The sequence below is a fragment of the Mycobacterium sp. genome, from assembly GCF_040509115.1.
In the GTDB taxonomy this organism is placed as follows: Bacteria; Actinomycetota; Actinomycetes; order Mycobacteriales; family Mycobacteriaceae; genus Mycobacterium.
Window position 1 is genome coordinate 1 of the sequence record NZ_JBEVLO010000137.1, and the last position, 19192, is coordinate 19192.

The window sequence follows — 19192 nt, forward strand, 5'->3', positions numbered from 1 at the left end:
ACCTCTGACTGTAGGGGCCGGTCATGGCGCTTCTGGGCAGCGATTGTGAAGAAACCGTGGAGAAGTCTCACGGCATCGCCCATTCAGGCGCGCTGGCTCGACACCGAGATCACTTCGCCGGTGAGGTAGCTGGAGTAGTCGCTGGCCAGGAACGCGATGGTGGACGCGATCTCCCACGGCTCGGCGGCGCGCCCGAAGGCCTCGTCGGAGGACAGCCGATCCAACAGCTCGGAGCTACTGGTCCTCTCGAGGAACTTGTGCCTGGCGATGCTCGGCGACACCGCATTGATCCGTACCCCATATTCGACGGCTTCGATTGCGCTGCAACGGGTCAACGCCATCACGCCGGCCTTCGCCGCGGCATAGTGCGATTGCGAGTGCTGCGCACGCCAGCCGAGCACGCTGGCGTTGTTGACGATGACGCCGCCGTGTGTGACCTCCCGGAAGTAGCGCAGGGCCGCCCGGGTGGCCCTCATGACCGACGTCAGTGTCACGTTGAGGACGCGGTCCCATTCGTCGTCGGTCATGTCGACGACGGGCGTCTGCCCCCCGAGGCCTGCGTTGTTCACCAGCACGTCGAGCCGACCCATCTTCTCCACGGACCTGGCCAACAGCGCGTCGACCGCCTCGGTCGACGTCACGTCACACACGACTGATTCGACACGGCCGAGTCCGAGCGCGGCAAGCTCGTCACGGGTCTCGCCGAGCCGACGCTCGTGGTAGTCCGACACCACCACGTCGGCACCCTCGGCAAGCGCTCGCCTTGCCGTCGACGACCCGATGCCCGTGCCTGCCGCTGCGGTCACCAGGACCACCTTGCCGGTCAGCAGGCCATGGCCCTCGATCTCCTTCGGTGCGACGGCGAGATTCATGAGCCCTTCACTTCCCGAGGTAGTGCGAGCACGCGCTCGGCGATGATGTTGCGCTGGATCTCGTTCGAGCCGCCGTAGATCGTGTCCGAACGCGAGAACAGGTATAGCCGTTGCCATTCACCGAACTGGCCGCCGTCGAGCAGTAGACCGGCCTTGCCCTGAACGTCCATCGCGATCTCGCCTAGCTCGCGATGCCAGTTGGCCCACAACAGCTTCGAGACGCTGTCCTTACCGGCGGTGTTCTTACCCGCGGTGTTCTTACCGGCGGCCTGCCCGGCCCCCTCGGCATCCATCGTCGCCAGCGCGTAGGACCGCATCGTCTTCAGGCCGACCCACGACCTGGTGAGCTTCTCGCGGATCACCGGGTCATCGATCGCCCCGGTGTTCTTGGCCAAGTCGACGATGCCGGAAAGCTCTCGGGCGTAACGGATCTGCTGACCGAGCGTCGAGACGCCCCGCTCGAACGTCAACGTGCCCATCGCCACCCGCCACCCGTCGCCGGGTTCGCCAACCACCAGATCGGCGTCGGTGCGGGCGTCGTCGAAGAAGACCTCGTTGAACTCCGAGTCGCCGGTCAACTGAACGATGGGCCGCACTTCGACTCCCGGCTGATCCAGCGGGACCAGTAGGTAGGAGAGGCCGGCGTGCCGCTTGGAGCCCCTCTCGGTGCGGGCGACCACGAAGCACCACTGCGCCCAGTGCGCCAACGACGTCCACACCTTCTGCCCATTGATCACCCAGTGATCGCCGTCGAGCTCGGCCGTCGTCGACACGTTGGCGAGGTCGCTGCCCGCCCCCGGTTCGGAGTACCCCTGGCTCCACAGCTCGGTGACGTCGAGGATTCTCGGCAGGAAGCGCTTCTGCTGCTCGGGGGTGCCGTACGCGATGAGCGTCGGCCCGAGCAGCTCTTCCCCGAAGTGGTTGACCTTGTCGGGGGCGTCGGCCAGCGCGTACTCCTCATAGAAGGCGACGCGGTGTGCCACGGTGAGGCCGCGTCCACCGTGCTCTTGCGGCCACCCCAGACACGTCAACCCCGCCGCCGCGAGGTGCTGGTTCCACGCGCGTCGCTCGTCGAACGCCTCGTACTCTCGGCCGGGCCCACCGAGGCCCTTGAGCGCGGCGAACTCACCGGTGAGGTTGTCGGCGAGCCACTGCCGCACCTCGGCCCGGAACTCCTGGACCTCCATCACCCCTGTAGGCTAACCTACCAAGCACTTGCTTTGTTAGAGGGAGCGTCAATGACGAGCGGCCTGAGGACCATTCCGGCGGTCCTGGACCGGATCAGCGACGAGTTCTCCGACCATCCGGCCGTGATCACCGCCGACCGGCAGCTGACGTACTCACAGCTGTACGCCGAGGTCAGACAGGCCGCCGCCGCGATGATCGCCCTCGGCGTCGAGGCGGGAGACCGCGTTGCGATCTGGTCGCCGAACACCTGGCACTGGGTGGTCGCCTGCCTGGCGACGCACTACGCCGGAGGCGTCGTCGTCCCGCTCAACACCCGCTATACGGCCAGCGAGGCCGCCGACATCCTGGGCCGCACCAACGCCCCACTGCTGATCGGCATGGGCGAGTTCCTCGGCTCCGACCGGACCGCCGAGCTCGACCGCGCGGCGCTGCCCGCATTGCGACACCTCGTGCGGGTGCCGATCGAGCATGACGACGGGACGTGGGAGGAGTTCCTCGCCCACGGGGACGATGTCGCCGCCAGAGGTCGAGTCGACGCCCGCGCCGCGGCCGTGACGCCCGACGACGTGTCCGACATCCTCTTCACCTCCGGCACGACGGGTCGAAGCAAGGGCGTGCTGTGCGCACACCGACAGTCGCTCGACGCCCCCGCGGCGTGGGCGGCGTGCGGCGAACTCACCAGCAACGACCGCTATCTCTGCATCAACCCGTTCTTCCACAACTTCGGCTACAAGGCCGGGATCCTCGCCTGTCTGCAGATGGGCGCGACGCTGATTCCCCAGCTGACGTTCGACCCCGAGAGGGCAATGCAGGCCGTCCAGGAGCAACGCATCACGGTCCTGCCCGGTCCCCCGACCATCTACCAGAGCCTGCTCGATCACCCGAAGCGGGACGCCTACGACCTCACGTCGCTGCGGTTCGCCGTGACCGGCGCCGCCGTCGTCCCCGTGGTCCTGATCGAGCGCATGCAGACCGAGCTCGACATCGACATCGTCCTCACCGCGTACGGACTTACGGAGGCAAGCGGTTTCGGCACCATGTGTCGAAGCGACGACGACGCCGTCACCGTCGCGACGACCTGCGGACGGCCGATCGCCGGTTTCGAGTTGCGCATCGACGGTGACGACGACACCGGTGAGGTGCTGCTGCGCGGACCCAACGTCATGCTGGGATATCTCGACGACCAGGAAGCCACGGCCGCAGCGCTCGACGACGATGGCTGGCTGCACACCGGCGACATCGGAAAGCTGGACGACAAGGGCAATCTCAGCATCACCGACCGCCTCAAGGACATGTACATCTGTGGCGGCTTCAACGTCTACCCCGCCGAGATCGAACAGGTGTTGGCCCGCCTAGCGGGCGTGGCCGAAGCCGCGGTGATCGGTGTCCCCGACGAACGACTCGGCGAGGTGGGCAAGGCCTACGTCGTCCGCAGGGCAGGCCACCAGCTCGACGAGGAGGCCGTGATCGCCCACACGAGGCAACATCTCGCCAACTTCAAGATTCCGCGATCGGTGGCGTTCCTCGACGTCCTGCCGCGCAACCCTGGCGGAAAAGTAGTCAAACCACTTCTGCGAGAGATGACTTGATGGATCTGACCTACGACGACGCCACCGTGGCATTCGGTGCCGAGGTGCGCGACTTCCTGGCCGCGAACACGGCGCACTTCCCGACGAAGTCCTATGACACCGCAGAGGGCTTCGAGCAACACCGCCGGTGGGACAAGGTGCTGTTCGACGCGGGCCTCTCGGTCATCGCCTGGCCCGCGAAGTACGGCGGTCGTGACGCGACGCTGATGCAGTGGATCGTCTACGAGGAGGAATACTTCCGCGCCGGGGCGCCCGGACGGGCCAGCGCCAACGGCACGTCGATGTTGGCACCGACGCTGTTCGCTCACGGCACCGAGGAGCAACTCGACCGGGTGCTGCCCAAGATGGCCAGCGGCGAGGAGATCTGGGCCCAGGCATGGTCCGAGCCGGAGTCGGGCAGCGATCTGGCGTCGCTGCGATCGACCGCGACGAGAACCGACGGTGGCTGGTTGCTCAATGGCCAGAAGATCTGGAGTTCGCGAGCGCCGTTCGGAGACAGGGCCTTCGGGCTCTTCCGTTCGGACCCGAGTGCACACCGACACAAGGGCTTGACCTACGTCATGTTCGACCTGCACGCCGACGGCGTCACGGTGCGACCGATCGCACAGCTCGGGGGCGCCACCGGCTTCGGCGAGGTGTTCCTCGATGACGTCTTCGTGCCCGACGACGACGTCATCGGCGCGGTCGACGAGGGCTGGCGCGCCGCGATGAGCACGTCGAGCAACGAGCGCGGCATGTCGCTGCGCAGCCCAGCTCGCTTCCTCGCCCCAGCCGAACGCCTGGTGGAGGCATGGAAGGCGGAGGAAGTGGACTCCAAAGCCGTGTTCGCCGACCGCGTCGCCGATGCCTGGATCAAGGCGCAGGCCTACCGATTGCACACGTTCGGCACCGTCACCCGGCTGGCAGCGGGTGGCGAGCTCGGCGCCGAGTCGTCGGTGACCAAGGTGTTCTGGTCGGAGCTGGACGTGGCCATGCACCAGACGGCACTGGACATGCGGGGCGCCGACGGAGAGCTCGCAGATTCCTGGACCGAGGGACTCCTGTTCGCCTTGGGCGGCCCGATCTATGCGGGTACCAACGAGATTCAGCGCAACATCATCGCGGAGCGGCTGCTGAGCCTGCCTCGGGAGCCGAAATGAGATTCCGTCGTGCACTTTGAGATAGACGCCTCCCAACGGGAGTTCGCGGCCAGCATCGACGGCGCCTTGGCCGCCGCCGACGTGCCTGCCGCCATCCGGGCTTGGTCCTCGGGCGACACCGGGCCCGGCCGCAAGGTGTGGGCCACCCTCGCCGACCTCGGTGTGACGGCACTGGCCGTCTCCGAGGAATTCGACGGTATCGGCGCACATCCCGTCGACCTCGTCGTCGCAGCCGAACGACTGGGCCGCTGGGGTGTACCCGGCCCGGTGGCGGAGTCGATCGCCGTCGCCCCGATCCTATTGGCGGACGACGAACGAAGCGTCGCCCTGGCGTCGGGCGAACTCATCGCGACCGTGGCGATGCCGCCACTGACCCCGCGGGCGGTCGACGCCGACACCGCGGGTCTGGTGCTGCTGGCCCGCGACGGAGAGGCGAGCGAGGCGGCGGCAGGGCGGGAGCACGAGTCCGTCGATCCGGCCCGAAGGCTATTCGACGTGACGGCCACCGGCGCCGCGCGCAACGCTGACACCGCAAGGGCCTTCGAGTACGGCGCGCTGATCACCGCCGCCCAATTGGTCGGGGCAGGCCAGGCCATGCTGGACGGTTCGGTGGCATACGCCAAGCAACGCAGCCAGTTCGGCAGGGTGATCGGCTCGTACCAGGCGATCAAGCACGGGCTGGCCGACGTGCACATCGCCATCGAACTGGCCCGACCACTCGTCTACGGCGCTGCGCTATCCCTTGCGGACGGCTCGCCCGACACGGTCCGCGACGTCAGCGCCGCGAAGGCCGCAGCCTCCGAGGCCGCGTTGCTGTCGGCCCGCTCGTCGCTACAGACCCACGGCGCCATCGGATTCACCCAGGAGCACGACCTGTCACTCTTGCTGTTGCGGGTGCAGGCGCTGCGCTCGGCATGGGGCGATCCGACGTGGCATCGGCGACGGGTGTTGGAGGCCCTGTGACCAGCCAGCGAGTAGCGGAGCGGATCGCATGACTGAAGAGCGGGAGATGCTGCGCGACATCGTCGCATCGATCGTCGAGAAGCACGCCGCTCCGGATGCGGTGCGCCGGGCGATGGAGTCCGACCGCGGCTACGACGAATCATTGTGGACGCTGCTGTGCGAGCAGGTCGGCGCCGCGGCGCTCGTCGTCCCCGAGGCCCTGGGCGGAGCGGGCGGCGAGCTCGCCGATGCCGCCGTAGTGATCGAGACGCTCGGTCGTGGCCTGGTCCCGACACCGCTGCTGGGCACCACCTTGGCGGAGTTGGCCCTGCTCTCGGCCGACGAACCCGACGCCGACACGCTGGAGAAGTTGGCGGAGGGGACGTCGATCGGCGCCGTCGTCTTCGATCCCGGCTACGTGGTCAACGGCGACGTCGCCGACGTGGTGATCGCCGCCGACGACGGCCGGATCACGCGGTGGACGAGCTTCAGCGCGGAGCCCGTCGTCACGATGGACCCCACCCGTCGGCTGGCGCGCCTCAAGGCGGACCGCACCGAGCCCATCGGCCGGGACCCCGGCCTCGCGGACACCGCGGCGATCCTGTTGGCAGCCGAGCAGATCGGAGCGGCGAGCCGATGCCTGGAGCTGACCGTCGCCTACACCAAGGAACGCGTGCAGTTCGGCCGACCGATCGGCAGTTTCCAGGCGCTCAAGCACCGAATGGCCGACCTCTACGTGCTGGTGCAGTCGTCACGTGCGGTGGTGGATGACGCGATCGCGGAACCCTCGGCCACGGCGGCGGCGCTGGCGCGGATCTCGGCGAGCGAGGCGTTCAGCGCCGTGACCGCCGAGGCGATCCAGATGCACGGTGGTGTCGCCATCACGTGGGAGTACGACATCCAGCTCTACTTCAAACGGGCCCACGGCAGCGCGCAACTGCTCGGCCCACCGCGGGACTACCTGCGACGGCTCGAATCCGAAGTGCTCTAGCTTCGAGGTGGTCACGGGCGGTGGCGGACCCGCACACGTGTTCGGCTCACGTCGGGAAGTGTGCCGCCCGGGCCACCCCGACCGCCGACCGGCTAGCCTCGACCGAATGAGCGATCGCGTCGCGCTGCGGGCCGGGATACCGCCGTTCTACGTCATGGACGTATGGCTGGCCGCTGCCGAACGCCAACGCACGCACGGCGATCTGGTGAATCTCTCCGCGGGTCAACCGGGCGCGCAAGCCCCCGCCCCGGTACGCGCTGCGGCGGCCGAGGCCCTAGCGAACCACAACCTCGGATATACCGTCGCGCTGGGCATTCCGGAGCTCCGGCAGGCGATCGCCGCAGCCTACCCCGCCCGCTATGGGGTCACCGTCGACGCTGCAGACGTCGTCGTCACCACCGGATCGACCAACGGTTTCCTGCTGGCGTTCCTGGCCTGTTTCGACGTCGGCGATCGCGTCGCCGTACCGAGCCCCGGGTATCCGTGCTACCGGAACATCCTGTCGGCACTCGGGTGCGAAGTCGTCGAGGTGCCGTGCGGGCCGGACACCCGGTTCCAGCCGACGGTCGAGATGCTCGCCGAACTCCAGCCACCCATCAAGGGAGTAGTTCTCGCCAGTCCGGCCAATCCGACCGGCACCGTCATCCCGCCAGCCGACCTCGCCGCGATCGCGGCGTGGTGCGAACAGACCGGCGTCCAACTGATCAGCGATGAGATCTACCATGGACTCGTCTACCCCGGCGCGCCCCCGACCAGCTGCGCGTGGGAGACATCACGGGAAGCCGTTGTGGTGAACAGCTTTTCGAAATACTTCGCGATGACGGGTTGGCGACTCGGCTGGCTTCTCGTGCCGCAAGCGCTGCAGCGGGCGGTGGACCGGCTGACCGGAAACTTCTCGATCTGCCCGCCCGCGCTACCCCAACTGGCGGGCGTCGCGGCGTTCACCCCGGAGTCGATCGCCGAGGCCGACGCGTTGGTTCAGCAGTACGCGATCAACCGCGATCTGCTGCTGCGCGGCCTGCCGGACATCGGACTGCCCAGGCTGGCGCCCGCCGACGGCGCGTTCTACGTGTACGCCGACATCTCCGACTACTCGACGGACTCCCTGACCTTCTGCGCAAAGCTGTTGACCGACACCGGCATTGCCATCGCACCCGGAATCGACTTCGACACCGTGCACGGCGGGAGCTACGCCAGAATGTCCTTCGCCGGACCCGCCTCGGACATCGCGGAGGCGTTGCGCCGGATGGGGCCGTGGCTCGCAGGCCTGCGTTGAGCTAACGGGCGGTCCAGCCGCCGTCCATCGTGTACGACGCGCCGGTCACCATGCCTGCGTCCGGCGATGCCAGCCAACCCACCAGGGAGGCAACCTCTTCTGGCTCGACCAGTCGCTTGATCGCGCTCTCCGACAGCAGAATCCGCTCGAGGACCTCCTGCTCGGCGATCCCGTGGGTCCGGGCCTGGTCACTGATCTGCTTGGTGACCAACGGCGTTCGTACGTAACCGGGATTGACGCAATTGCTGGTGACGCCCCGCGGACCACCCTCCAGGGCCGTCACCTTCGACAGGCCCTCCAGGCCGTGTTTGGCGGTGACGTAGGCGACCTTGAACTCCGACGCCCGCAGGCCGTGCACCGACGAGATGTTCACGACGCGGCCGAAACCCCCGTCGTACATGTGCGGCAGGGCGGCGCGAATCAACAGGAACGGTACCTCGACCATGAGCGAGAGCATCGACCGGAAGCGCTCCGGGGAGAATTCCTCGATCGGGTTGATGGTCTGCACCCCGGCGTTGTTGACCAAGATGTCGACGTCGAGCCTCAGGCCCTCCAAGCCATCGACGTCGAGAAGGTCGATCGTCCAAGCACTTCCACCGATCTCGTCGGCCAGCGCGCTGGCGGCGGCACCATCGACGTCGGCGATCGTCACCTTGGCGCCTCTGCCCGCGAGGTCGCGCGCGCAGGCTGCGCCGATACCGCCGGCACCTCCGGTGACGAGCGCGCTGCGACCTGCCAGTTCGTCGCTCATCGGACCGCGGCCCTGCGCTCCACCGCGATGTCCTCGGCGTCGGCGACGTCCAGCGACTCGAGGTCGATGCCATTGGTCTCACGGGTGAACAGCACCGCGACGAGGGTGATGACACATGCGATGGCGAGGTAGATGGCGATCGGCACTGCGGAGTCGTAGATGTCGAGCAGCTTGACGGCGATGAGCGGCGCCAGCGATCCCGCCACGATCGAGGTCACCTGATAGCCAAGGGAGACACCGGAATACCGCATGCGCGTCGGGAACATCTCCGCCATGATCGCCGGCTGCGGTGCGTACATGAACGCGTGGATCATCAGACCCAGCGTGACAGCGGCGGTGATGATCACGTAGTTGCCGCTGTTCATCATCGGGAAGGCGAAGAAGCCCCAGGTAGCGCCGAGGACGGCACCCACCATGTAGACGGGGCGCCTGCCGAATCGGTCGGCGAGGTGCCCGACCAGCGGGACGATCGCGAAGTGCACGAGATGCGCCACCAGCAGGTATCGCAGGATGGAATTGGTGTCGGCCCCGACCTGCACCTTGAGGTAGGTGATCGAGAACGTGACGACCAGGTAGTACATGATGTTCTCGCCGAACCGCAGCCCCATCGCGGTGAAGACGCCACGCGGGTACCGCTTGAGCACCTCGACCACGCTGTAGGACGTCGCCTTGATTCGTTCGGCTTCCTGTTGTGCCGCAACGAAGATCGGCGCATCGGAGACCTTCGTGCGGATGTAGTAGCCGATCAGCACCACCACGGCCGACAGCCAGAACGCGACCCGCCAACCCCAGGACAGGAACGCGGCGTCGGACAGCATGCCCGTCAGGAACAGCAGCACGATGGTGGCCAGCAGGTTGCCAGCGGGCACACCGGCCTGCGGCCAGCTGGCCCAGAACCCACGTTGCTTGTTCGGGCTGTGCTCGGCCACCAGGAGGATCGCGCCGCCCCATTCACCACCAACGGCAAAACCCTGGATGAACCGCAGCGCCACCAACAGCCCCGGCGCCCAGTAGCCGATCTGGCCGAACGTCGGCAGGCAGCCCATCAGGAAGGTGGCGACGCCGACCAGCAGCAGGCTGAACTGGAGGAGCTTCTTGCGGCCGTACTTGTCGCCGTAGTGTCCGAACACCACACCGCCGACCGGGCGCGCGATGAAGCCGACCGCATAGGTGGCGAACGCCAGGAAGATCGCGTTCAGCTCGCTGGTGGTCTCCGAGAAGAAGATCTTGTTGAAGACGAGGGTGGCGGCGGTGCCGTAGAGGAAGAACTCGTACCACTCGACCACCGTCCCGGCCATCGACGCGGCGACGACCCGCCGTAGTCCGGTGGGTACCGGCTTGGCCTCTGCTCTGTCCTTCACGGCACTCTCCTTCACGATGCTTCTCGACGACTTTCGACGACTTCACGATGACCCTGCGCATGTGACGCGCCCCACAACTGCAGCTGAGTATTCCTGCAGTTAAAACTCACCGCAATGACCAACACTGCAAGAGCCATCTGCGAAACTGCAGAAATGGCAGAGCAAAAGAAGCTCAGCGCCGACGATCTGCTGGTCTTGCTGGCCGTCGGTCGCTCCGGCCGCTACGTGACCGCGGCCGACGAACTGGGGATCAACCATACGACGATTTCCCGTCGCATCGCCGCCCTGGAGGAATCGATCGGCGGCCGCCTACTGGCGAGGGCTGCCGGTGGGTGGGAGCTCACCGAACTCGGCCGTGAGGCGCTGGCGGCGGCCGAGGCGGTCGAATCCGCGATCCGGTCGATCGCCGGACCGGCCGGGACGAGGACGCTGGAGGGCGTCGTGCGGTTGTCGGCGACCGACGGCTTCAGTGCCTACATCGTCGCTCCAGCCGCCGCCCGCGTACAGCAGTTGCATCCGAAGGTGTCCGTGGAGATCGTGACGGCCACCCGAAGGGCGAACCAACAGCGCTCGGGACTGGACATCGAAGTCGTGGTCGGCGAACCCCAGGTGCACCGCGCCGAGGCCGCACGGCTTGGCGACTACCGGTTGGGCCTCTACGGATCGCGGAAGTACCTCGCCGAACACGGCGTGCCGTCGTCGACGGCAGAACTCGCCGATCATTCCCTCGTCTACTTCATCGACTCCATGCTGCAGGTCGACGACCTCGACCTGGCCCGGACATTTGCCCCCGGCATGCGGGAATCCGTCACGTCCACCAACGTCTTCGTCCACGTCGAAGCCACCCGCGCCGCCGCGGGTCTCGGGCTGCTGCCCTGCTTCATGGCCGACCGGCACGATGACCTGGTCCGGGTCCTGCCCGACGACGTCGGCCTCCTCCTGGCCTACTGGCTGGTGGCCCGCACCGAGACCCTGCGCCGGCCCGAGGTGGCCGCACTGGTCGAGGCGATCCGCGCACAGATGGACGATCAACGCGACGTGCTGCTCGGCACGGCGTGAGCCGATGTCTTGCGGGATGCGTGGACACCTGGTGGGGTCGGTTCATGCCATTCCTGGAGACCGACGACGGCCGCGCCTACTACCGGCACTGGGCAGCAGAAGAACCCCGTGCCGCGGTGATCTTCCTGCACGGGTTCGGTGAGCACACCGGCCTCTACCACCGCTACGGCTTCGCGCTGAACGCCGCGGGCATCGACCTCTGGGCCGTCGATCAGTTCGGGCATGGTCTGACCCCTGGTGAGCGCGGTGACTTCCGCACGCTGGAGGCCAGCGGGGCGCTCGCCGATCGGCTGACCGAACTCGCGCTACAAGCGCACCCCGAACTTCCACTCGTCGCGCAGGGGCATTCGTTCGGGGCGGTCGTGACCCTGTTTCGGCTACTCACGGGCTCCGATCGGTACGCCGCAGGCGTCGTCTCCGGTGCCCCGCTGGTGCCGGTCCCCGGACTCGTCGACGCCGACTCGACGTTCGAGATCGCACCGAGCCAACTCTCCGCCGACCCGTTCTACCTCGACGCGATCGAGAACGATCCACTCGCCTTCGTCGACGCCGACGGCGGCCCACTCGCCCGTGAGCTGGATCGCGGATGGGACAGGTTCGGCGCAGAACTTCCCAACCTCGCCGTCTCGACGCTGGCCGTCCACGGAAGCAACGACCCGATCGCGCCGGTCGGGGCTCTGCGGGCGTACGCCGACCAGATAGAGCCGCTGTCGCTCTACGAGATCCAAGGCGGCGGCCACGACATCCTCAACGACGTCACCCACCGCGAGGTGGCGTCGGCCATCGTCGACTACATCGGGGAACACACCGGCTGACGGGTTGTCCACAGAGGTTGTCCACAATGTGGATGAATCACACGCGTGTAACTCGGGGGCGGGGTTCAGAGCCAGGTATCGGCCGTGGTCGTGGTGAGAAACGCATCGAGGTCGTCGCGCCACTGGGCCGGCGTCGTCTTGTCGGGCTCGATGCCGGTGTACTCCCCGCGGTAGAACAGCAGCGGTCGCGGCTTCGTGGTCGGCGGCTCCGACATCGAGTGCACCGCTCCGAACACCACGAAGTGATCCCCACCGTCGTGTACCGACGCCACCGTGCAGTCGATGTGCGCCAGCGTGCCGTCGAGCACCGGAGAGCCGAGCGGCGACGGATGCCAGGCGATCCCGGCGAACTTGTCCGATTCCCTGGAGCCGAAGCGGGCCGACACGTCCTTCTGACTCTCGTGCAGCACGTTGACGCAGAACTTGCCGCTGGCCTCGATCGCCAACCACGACCGAGACACCTTGGTGGGGCAGAACAACACCAGCGGCGGATCCAGCGACAGCGCCGCGAACGACTGGCAGGCGAACCCGACCGGGGAGTCGTCGTGCGCGGTGGTGATGATGGTGATGCCCGTACAGAACTGCCCGAGCACGTGGCGGAACGTGCGCGGGTCGATCGGCTGTTCGGGCACGGCTCAGAAACCCTTGCTCTTCGCGCGAGCGCTCATCGGGGTTCTCGGCTCTTCGCGCAAGCGCTCATCGGGGTTCTCGGCTCTTCGCGCAAGCGCTCATCGGGGTTCTCGGCTCTTCGCGCCAGCGCTCACGACTTGAAGCCGACGCTGAAGTCGTGCCCCCACAGGCTGATCGCCGTACTCTCCCTCGCTACCCAGCTCTCGTCCTCCACTTCGAGCCCCTCGCAACCGAATTCGATGTCGAAGCCACCCGGGGTCTTCATGTAGAACGACAGCATCTTGTCGTTGACGTGTCTGCCCAGCGTGGCCGACATCGGCACCTTCCGGCGTAGCGCGCGATCGAGGCATAGACCGACGTCGTCGCTGTTTCCCACCTCCATCATGAGGTGGACGATCCCGCTCGGGGTTTCACCAGGCATGAAGGCAAGGCTGTGGTGCCGCGGATTGACGCCGAAGAATCGCAGCCAGGCAGGCGGCCCGTCGGCGGGCCTGCCCACCAATTGCGGAGGCAGGCGCATCGAGTCGCGCAGCGCGAAGCCGAGCACGTCACGATAGAAGTGCAGCGACTCGGCGTCGTCGCGGGTGGTCAGCACGACGTGGCCGAGACCCTGTTCCTCGGTCACGAACTTGTGTCCGTACGGACTGACGACCCGCCGGTGCTCCAACGCAGCGCCGTGGAAGATCTCCAGCGTATTGCCCGACGGGTCGTCGAAGACGATCATCTCGTCGACGCGACGATCGGCCAGCTCGGTCGCCGTGGCCTCCTTGTACGGCGTGCCCTCGACATCGAGCCGATTCCGGATCTCCTGCAGCCCTGCGGCATTGGCCGTCTCCCAGCCGGATTGCAGCAGCCGGTCGTGGTCGCCGGGGACGATGATCAGCCGCGCCGGGAACTCGTCCATGCGCAGGTAGAGCGCGCCGTCGGTCGAACCCTTGCCCTCGACCAGGCCGAGCACCTTGAGCCCGTACTCGCGCCACGCCGAGACGTCGGTGGCCTCGAGTCTCAGATAACCCAGTGACCTGATGGTCATTCCTCATACCCCCTTTGATGGGCTCAGGAAGTCGATGGTCAGCTTGTTGAACTCATCGAACTTCTCCAACTGTGCCCAGTGGCCACATTGGCCGAACACGTGCAATTGTGCGCGTGGAATCTGCTTGATTGCCACCAGCGCGCCGTCGAGCGGATTGACCCGATCCTCCCGACCCCAGATCAGCAGCGTCGGTTGGCGCAACTTGTATACGTCGCGCCACATCATGCCGAGCTCGAAGTCCGCACCCGCGAACGACTTTCCCATCGCCTTGGCTGCGGCGAGAGATTCGGGCTGACTGGCGATCGCAAAGCGCTCGTCGACGAGCTCGTCGGTGATGAGCTTCTGGTCGTAGACCATGATGCGGAGGAACTTCTCGATGTTCTCCCGCGTCGGATCGACCGTGAACTTGCCGAGGAGCTTGACGCCCTCGGTGGGATCGGGTGCGAAGAGGTTCACCGACAGCCCGCCGGGACCCATCAGCACCAGCCGGCCCGCCCGCTTGGGGTGGTCGAGCGCGAACCGCACCGCGGTGCCGCCGCCGAGCGAATTGCCCACCAGCGCAGCGCGTTCGATGCCGAGATGGTCGAAGAGGTTCAGCAGGGCCGTGCCGCTGTAGCGGTTGTACTGCTCGTGCTCGGTGTGCTTGTCGGAGTGTCCGTAACCCGGCTGATCCACCGCCAGCACGTGGAAGTGCTGCGCCAGCACCGGGATGTTCTTGGCGAAGTTCGACCAGCTCGAGGCCCCGGGCCCGCCGCCGTGCAGCAGCACGACGGTGCCCCCGGTCTCTCGGTGCTCGACGCCCGCTTCGTGATAGTGCAGACGCATGTCGTCGCGCACCTGCGCGAAGCGCGATGTCGATTCGAACGTGATGTCGTGAACGGTTTGAGTCATCGGGGCTTCCAGTCAGACCATCGTGTCCGCGGGAGGAAGCCCGAACGCCTCGTTTCCGAAGATGAGATAGGCACGTTCCGGCTCGTTGGCCGCGTGGACGCGACCGGCGTGGGCGTCGCGCCAGAACCGCTGCACCGGAGCGTCGGTCTGCAGGGCGGTGGCTCCGGCACTCTCGAACAGGAGGTCGATCGACGCGATGGCACGGGCGGTGGCCCGAACTTGATCGCGGCGGGCCCTGGCTCGGAGCTCGAAGGGAATCTCCTTGTCCGCCTTGAGCAGTGCGTACTCGTCGCCGACATTGCCGATCAGCTGACGCCAGCCGGCGTCGATGTCACTGGCAGCTTCGGCGATGCGGACCTTGGCAAACGGGTCATCCTTGGACTTCTCGCCTGCGAACGCGGCCCGCACGCGCTTGCCCTGGTGCTCGACGTGTGCGTCGTAGGCGCCGTAGGCCATGCCCATGATGGGTGCCGAGATGGTGGTGGGATGCACCGTGCCCCAAGGCATCTTGTAAACCGGCGCGGTGTTGTTCGCCAAACCGCCAGCGGTGCGATCGTTCATCGACTTGTACGACAGAAAGCGATGCCGGGGCACGAACACGTCCTTCACGACGACGGTGTTGCTGCCGGTGCCCTTGAGCCCCACGACGTGCCACACGTCGTCGATGCGGTACTCACTGCGTGGGATCAGGAAGCTGCCGAAGTCGACGGGGCGGCCGTCCTTGATGACCGGTCCGCCGAGGAACGCCCACGTCGCGTGGTCACAACCCGACGACCATTGCCATGCCCCGCTGACCAGATAGCCACCGTCGACGACGATGCCCGCGCCCATCGGCGCGTATGACGACGAGATGCGGACCGCTGGGTCATCCCCCCATACCTCGTCCTGGGCCTGCTGGTCGAACAACGCGAGGTGCCAGTTGTGCACCCCGATGATCGAACTCACCCAGCCAGTGGAACCGCACGCGCTGCCGAGCCGGCGAACGGCTTCGTAGAACACCGTCGGATCGCACTGCAGGCCACCCCACTGCTCGGGCTGCAGCAGTTTGAAGAAGCCCACCTCGTTCAGCTCGTCGACGGTCTCGTCGGGCAGTCGGCGCAGATCCTCGGCCGCCTGCGCGCGCTTGGCGATCAGTGGCAACAAATCGTCGATGCCATCTAGGACCGACTGCACGTCGCGTTGTTGAATGGACGTCACTGGTTGCCTCCGGGCATTCTGGGGCCGATGAACGATCTAGACAGAGATTAGAACACGTTACGATTTGTGTCGAGTAAGGCATTCCTACGACCGCTAGACCTGCGGAAGCGCATTTTTGTAACATGTTCTAGTTTTGACCCCCCGCGTGGCAGCGCGACACTTCGATGAGGGAGGACCGCCCGTGACGGACGAGCCGCTCGGTACCCACGTGCTCGAGCTGCAGTTGGCCGACGTCATCGAGGAGACCGCAGACGCGCGCTCGCTCGTCTTCAAGGTGCCCGACGGAGCCCAGATCCCTCCGGAACGTCTCCGCCACGCGCCGGGTCAATTCCTCACCCTGCGCATCCCCAGCGAGCGCACCGGCTCCGTCGCCCGCTGCTACTCCCTGTGCAGCTCGCCGTTCACCGGCGACGCCCTCACCGTCACCGTCAAACGCACCGCCGGCGGCTACGCGTCCAACTGGCTGTGCGACAACGCGCACCCCGGCATGACGATGCACGTGCTGGCCCCGTCTGGCACATTCGTCCCCAAGGACCTCGATACCGACTTCCTCCTCCTCGCGGCGGGAAGTGGCGTCACGCCGATGATGGCGATCCTCAAGTCGGCGCTGTCCGAGGGCAGCGGCAAGGTCACGCTGGTCTACGCCAACCGCGACGAGAAGTCGGTCATCTTCGCCTCCGCGCTGCGTGAGCTGGCCGCGGCGCATGCGGACCGGTTGACGGTGATCCACTGGCTGGAGACCGTGCAGGGCCTACCGAGCCCGGCTGCCCTCGGCAACCTAGTGAACCCCTACGCGGACCGCGAGGCGTTCATCTGCGGGCCAGGCCCCTTCATGGCCGCCGCCGAGGAGGCGCTGCAGAAGTCCGGCGCCACCCCTGAGCGCATCCACATCGAGGTCTTCAAGTCGCTGGAGTCGGACCCCTTCGCCGCGGTGGTGATCGCCGACGACGCCGAAGGCGACGAAGAGCCGGCGACGGCAATCGTGACGCTCGACGGCGAAACCCAGGAGATCCGCTGGCCACGCGGTGCAAAACTCCTCGACGTCCTGCTCGACAAGGGTCTGGACGCGCCCTTCTCCTGCCGCGAAGGACACTGTGGTGCGTGCGCGGTCCTGGTGAAGAGCGGTGAGGTGGACATGCACGTCAACGACGTACTCGAGCAGTCCGACCTGGACGAGGGCCTCATCCTGGCGTGCCAGGCGCACCCCACGTCGGATTCCGTCGAAGTCACCTACGACGAATGACCCGCGGGCTAACATTCGCCGGACCGACCGAGAGGACGCCATGAGACGGTTTGCCGGCCTCGCCGCGCTGGCGTCGGCGTCGTGGTTGACCCTCGCGCTCGTCATGTCGTCAAGTGCCTCGGCCGCGGAGAACACCGCCACCCGGTCGATCCCCATCGACGACGTCACGACGCTGGAGATCCACACCAACGCGAACTGCGTCAAGGCCGACAACCAGTGCTACTTCCGGTCGTGGTCGAACCTGGTCACCCCCGACGGCGTCACCGGCTTTCCCCCGCAGTTCTACGCGCGTCAGAACACCACACTGCGCTCGTCGAACCGGATGGTCTACCTCGACTCGGACTTCGACGCCCCGAACACCCGGATGATGAAGTCGATCGGACCCGTCGAGTTCCCGACGGTGTACTTCGATGGCGGGCCGCCCGAGAAGTTCGTGGTGCACGGCAATACCCGCACGGTCGACTGGGCGACGGGTCAGCCGAAGACCGACGCCGACTACATCGTGTGCTCCTACATCCAGGTGGTGTACGCGAACGTCAACCTGACGACGCCGACCGCCTGCGCGCAGACCACCTACTGACCACCGGCGTGCACCAGCACCGGCTGGCTCCGGTACTCCGCCGGGAACAACTTCTTGAGTGCATCGACCTTCGGAACGTCATTGGCGGCGATGTAGGGATGCGTGGGATTCGAGTTCAGGAAGTCCTGGTGATACGCCTCGGCAGGGAAGAACTCGGCCGCCGGAGACACGGTCGTGACGATGGGAGCCGGGAAGACCGCTGCCTCGCCGAGCTGGTCGACGTACGCTTCGGCGATCCGTCGCTGGGTCGGGTTCTGCGCGAAGATCGCCGAGCGGTACTGCGTCCCGTGATCCGGACCCTGATAGTCGAGTTGGGTGGGGTCCTGCACCACGGTGAAGAAGATCCGCAGGAGGTCGCCGAACGTCACCTGGCTCGGGTCGTACGTGATGCGCACCGACTCCGCGTGCCCGGTGGTGCCTGTGCTGACCTCGTCGTAGCTCGCGGTCGACGCCTCACCACCCGCGTAGCCGGATTCCGCCTCGATGACGCCGTTGACGTGTTGGAACACGCCCTGCACGCCCCAGAAGCAGCCGCCTGCCAGAACGGCGGTCTCCGTCGTGCCCGCCGCACCCACCGGCTCGTCGAGCACCGGTGCGGGCACCGCGGTCGACGCCGTCGCGTTGCCGGCGATCGGGTCCATGCCGATGACTACCGCGGCGGCGAGGCCGAGCGCCGCGAGTCCAGCCGCCAGCATCCTGCGGTTGCGGGACTTCGGAATTGGCGCGTCCGATCGAAACTGGTTGATGGCCACCGGACCAGTGTCCTCTCTGGCCGCCGCCAGGACGATCCGTCAGCGCGGGCCGTTCGAATTCGGTAAGCCCCATCGGGGGCCGACGGCCGTACCGTGGTGACGTGAGTGTCCCCCAGCCGTCCCCGACCCGACGGCATCTCCTGCTCGGTGCGCTGACGCTCGGCGCGCTGGCGGGTTGCGGCTTCCTGCGCAACGCCTCGGCCGATACCCCCCGCGCGGCGAACCAAGCCTTCGAGGTATCGCACACCGACGCGGAGTGGAGGCAGCTGCTGACCCCCGAGCAGTACGACGTGCTCCGGCAGGCCGGCACCGAAACGCCCTATAGCAGCCCGCTCGACGACGACCACGACGCGGGCGTATTCACTTGCGCCGGTTGCAATCTCGATCTCTTCTCGTCAACCACGAAGTTCGACAGCGGCACCGGCTGGCCGAGCTTCTGGCAGCCCCTGGAGAACGCCGTCATCGAGGAGGGCGACGACACCCTGGGCATGCGCCGCACCGAGGTGCTGTGCCGCCGCTGCGGCGGTCACCTCGGCCACGTCTTCGACGACGGGCCCCAGCCCACAGGTCTGCGCTACTGCATGAACGGCGTGGCGATGAATTTCCGGTCGGCTTAACGCGGCAGCCCGAGCAGCCGCTCGCCCGCGACGGTGAGCAGGATCTGCTCGGTGCCGCCCGCAATGGACAGACAGCGCGTGTTCAGGAAGTAGCGCACGTCGGGCGAATCCACGATGCCCGAACCGTCGAAGGACTCCATGATGGCCTCGGCCAACGCCTGTCGGTACCGGACGCCGATCAGCTTGCGCACGCTGGACGCCGCCCCTGGATCGTGACCGCCGACCGCCATCTGCGCGATGAGGCGATCCAACAGCGACCCGACCTG

The 19192-nt window shown here is 66.8% G+C and carries 20 protein-coding genes; 10 read left to right on the forward strand and 10 right to left on the reverse strand.

The genetic code is table 11. The features are described 5' to 3' along the window. Positions 1–83: 83 nt before the first annotated feature. The gene (gene ipdF / locus ABW137_RS10255) at positions 84–872 is read right to left on the reverse strand and encodes a (5R,7aS)-5-hydroxy-7a-methyl-1-oxo-2,3,5,6,7,7a-hexahydro-1H-indene-carboxyl-CoA reductase (RefSeq protein WP_526399489.1); all 789 of its coding nucleotides are present in this window, start codon (positions 870–872) and stop codon (positions 84–86) included. Then, entirely contained in the window at positions 869–2062 is a 1194-nt protein-coding gene (ipdE1, locus tag ABW137_RS10260) for an acyl-CoA dehydrogenase IpdE1 (RefSeq protein ID WP_526399491.1), read from the reverse strand. Before ipdE1 ends, ipdF begins: the two co-directional genes overlap by 4 nt. A 48-nt stretch (positions 2063–2110) precedes the next feature. Between ipdE1 and fadD3 the strand changes: the two genes are divergently transcribed. The 5 genes from fadD3 to ABW137_RS10285 all read left to right on the forward strand — a co-directional run bounded on the left by fadD3 (position 2111) and on the right by ABW137_RS10285 (position 7997). After that, the gene (gene fadD3 / locus ABW137_RS10265; protein WP_526399493.1) at positions 2111–3649 is read left to right on the forward strand and encodes a 3-((3aS,4S,7aS)-7a-methyl-1,5-dioxo-octahydro-1H-inden-4-yl)propanoate--CoA ligase FadD3; all 1539 of its coding nucleotides are present in this window, start codon (positions 2111–2113) and stop codon (positions 3647–3649) included. Further along, positions 3649–4788 (forward strand): acyl-CoA dehydrogenase family protein, encoded by a 1140-nt coding sequence (locus tag ABW137_RS10270; RefSeq protein WP_526399495.1) that lies wholly within the window; start codon positions 3649–3651, stop codon positions 4786–4788. The genes fadD3 and ABW137_RS10270 overlap by 1 nt, the downstream gene beginning before the upstream one ends. Before the next feature lie 9 nt (positions 4789–4797). After that, complete coding sequence (locus ABW137_RS10275; protein WP_526399497.1) at positions 4798–5751, forward strand: acyl-CoA dehydrogenase family protein; 954 nt, start codon at positions 4798–4800, stop codon at positions 5749–5751. A 28-nt stretch (positions 5752–5779) separates the two neighbouring features. Further along, positions 5780–6721, forward strand: a complete 942-nt coding sequence (ipdE2, locus tag ABW137_RS10280) for an acyl-CoA dehydrogenase IpdE2 (RefSeq protein WP_526399499.1) — start codon at positions 5780–5782, stop codon at positions 6719–6721. A 106-nt stretch (positions 6722–6827) separates the two neighbouring features. After that, complete coding sequence (locus ABW137_RS10285; protein ID WP_526399501.1) at positions 6828–7997, forward strand: pyridoxal phosphate-dependent aminotransferase; 1170 nt, start codon at positions 6828–6830, stop codon at positions 7995–7997. Position 7998: 1 nt separating this feature from the next. Here ABW137_RS10285 and ABW137_RS10290 read toward each other — a convergent pair whose 3' ends face one another. Together ABW137_RS10290 and ABW137_RS10295 are read right to left on the reverse strand one after the other, a co-directional pair. Next, entirely contained in the window at positions 7999–8748 is a 750-nt protein-coding gene (locus tag ABW137_RS10290) for a 3-hydroxybutyrate dehydrogenase (protein ID WP_526399503.1), read from the reverse strand. Continuing rightward, positions 8745–10046, reverse strand: a complete 1302-nt coding sequence (locus ABW137_RS10295; protein ID WP_526399524.1) for an MFS transporter — start codon at positions 10044–10046, stop codon at positions 8745–8747. Before ABW137_RS10295 ends, ABW137_RS10290 begins: the two co-directional genes overlap by 4 nt. Positions 10047–10223: 177 nt before the next feature. Between ABW137_RS10295 and ABW137_RS10300 the strand changes: the two genes are divergently transcribed. Together ABW137_RS10300 and ABW137_RS10305 are read left to right on the forward strand one after the other, a co-directional pair. Beyond that, a complete protein-coding gene (locus ABW137_RS10300) occupies positions 10224–11168 on the forward strand; it encodes a LysR family transcriptional regulator (RefSeq protein WP_526399505.1) in 945 nt (314 codons plus the stop codon). A 44-nt stretch (positions 11169–11212) separates the two neighbouring features. Continuing rightward, entirely contained in the window at positions 11213–11983 is a 771-nt protein-coding gene (locus tag ABW137_RS10305) for an alpha/beta hydrolase (protein WP_526399507.1), read from the forward strand. Positions 11984–12048: 65 nt separating this feature from the next. Here ABW137_RS10305 and hsaB read toward each other — a convergent pair whose 3' ends face one another. The 4 genes from hsaB to hsaA form a co-directional block, all read right to left on the reverse strand. Continuing rightward, positions 12049–12615, reverse strand: coding sequence for a 3-hydroxy-9,10-secoandrosta-1,3,5(10)-triene-9,17-dione monooxygenase reductase subunit (gene hsaB / locus ABW137_RS10310; RefSeq protein WP_526399509.1), 567 nt, complete (start codon positions 12613–12615; stop codon positions 12049–12051). 128 nt (positions 12616–12743) lie between these two features. Beyond that, entirely contained in the window at positions 12744–13646 is a 903-nt protein-coding gene (hsaC, locus tag ABW137_RS10315; RefSeq protein ID WP_526399511.1) for an iron-dependent extradiol dioxygenase HsaC, read from the reverse strand. A gap of 3 nt (positions 13647–13649) precedes the next feature. Further along, on the reverse strand, positions 13650–14537 hold the full coding sequence (hsaD, locus tag ABW137_RS10320; RefSeq protein WP_526399512.1) for a 4,5:9,10-diseco-3-hydroxy-5,9,17-trioxoandrosta-1(10),2-diene-4-oate hydrolase: 888 nt from the start codon (positions 14535–14537) through the stop codon (positions 13650–13652). A 12-nt stretch (positions 14538–14549) separates the two neighbouring features. Further along, a complete protein-coding gene (gene hsaA / locus ABW137_RS10325; RefSeq protein ID WP_526399514.1) occupies positions 14550–15734 on the reverse strand; it encodes a 3-hydroxy-9,10-secoandrosta-1,3,5(10)-triene-9,17-dione monooxygenase oxygenase subunit in 1185 nt (394 codons plus the stop codon). Between the two features lie 181 nt (positions 15735–15915). On the opposite strand from hsaA, the gene ABW137_RS10330 reads away from it, so the two are divergent. Then, complete coding sequence (locus ABW137_RS10330; RefSeq protein WP_526399516.1) at positions 15916–16977, forward strand: 2Fe-2S iron-sulfur cluster-binding protein; 1062 nt, start codon at positions 15916–15918, stop codon at positions 16975–16977. 40 nt (positions 16978–17017) lie between these two features. Further along, entirely contained in the window at positions 17018–17557 is a 540-nt protein-coding gene (locus ABW137_RS10335) for a hypothetical protein (protein ID WP_526399518.1), read from the forward strand. On the opposite strand, the gene msrA is transcribed toward ABW137_RS10335, so the two are convergent. Next, a complete protein-coding gene (msrA, locus tag ABW137_RS10340) occupies positions 17551–18309 on the reverse strand; it encodes a peptide-methionine (S)-S-oxide reductase MsrA (protein ID WP_526399520.1) in 759 nt (252 codons plus the stop codon). The genes ABW137_RS10335 and msrA overlap by 7 nt on opposite strands. A gap of 185 nt (positions 18310–18494) precedes the next feature. On the opposite strand from msrA, the gene msrB reads away from it, so the two are divergent. After that, positions 18495–18926, forward strand: a complete 432-nt coding sequence (gene msrB, locus ABW137_RS10345) for a peptide-methionine (R)-S-oxide reductase MsrB (RefSeq protein WP_526399526.1) — start codon at positions 18495–18497, stop codon at positions 18924–18926. Here the strand turns inward: msrB and ABW137_RS10350 are convergent. Continuing rightward, on the reverse strand, positions 18923–19192 hold a 270-nt coding region (locus ABW137_RS10350), incomplete at its 5' end, for an acyl-CoA dehydrogenase family protein (protein ID WP_526399522.1). The genes msrB and ABW137_RS10350 overlap by 4 nt on opposite strands.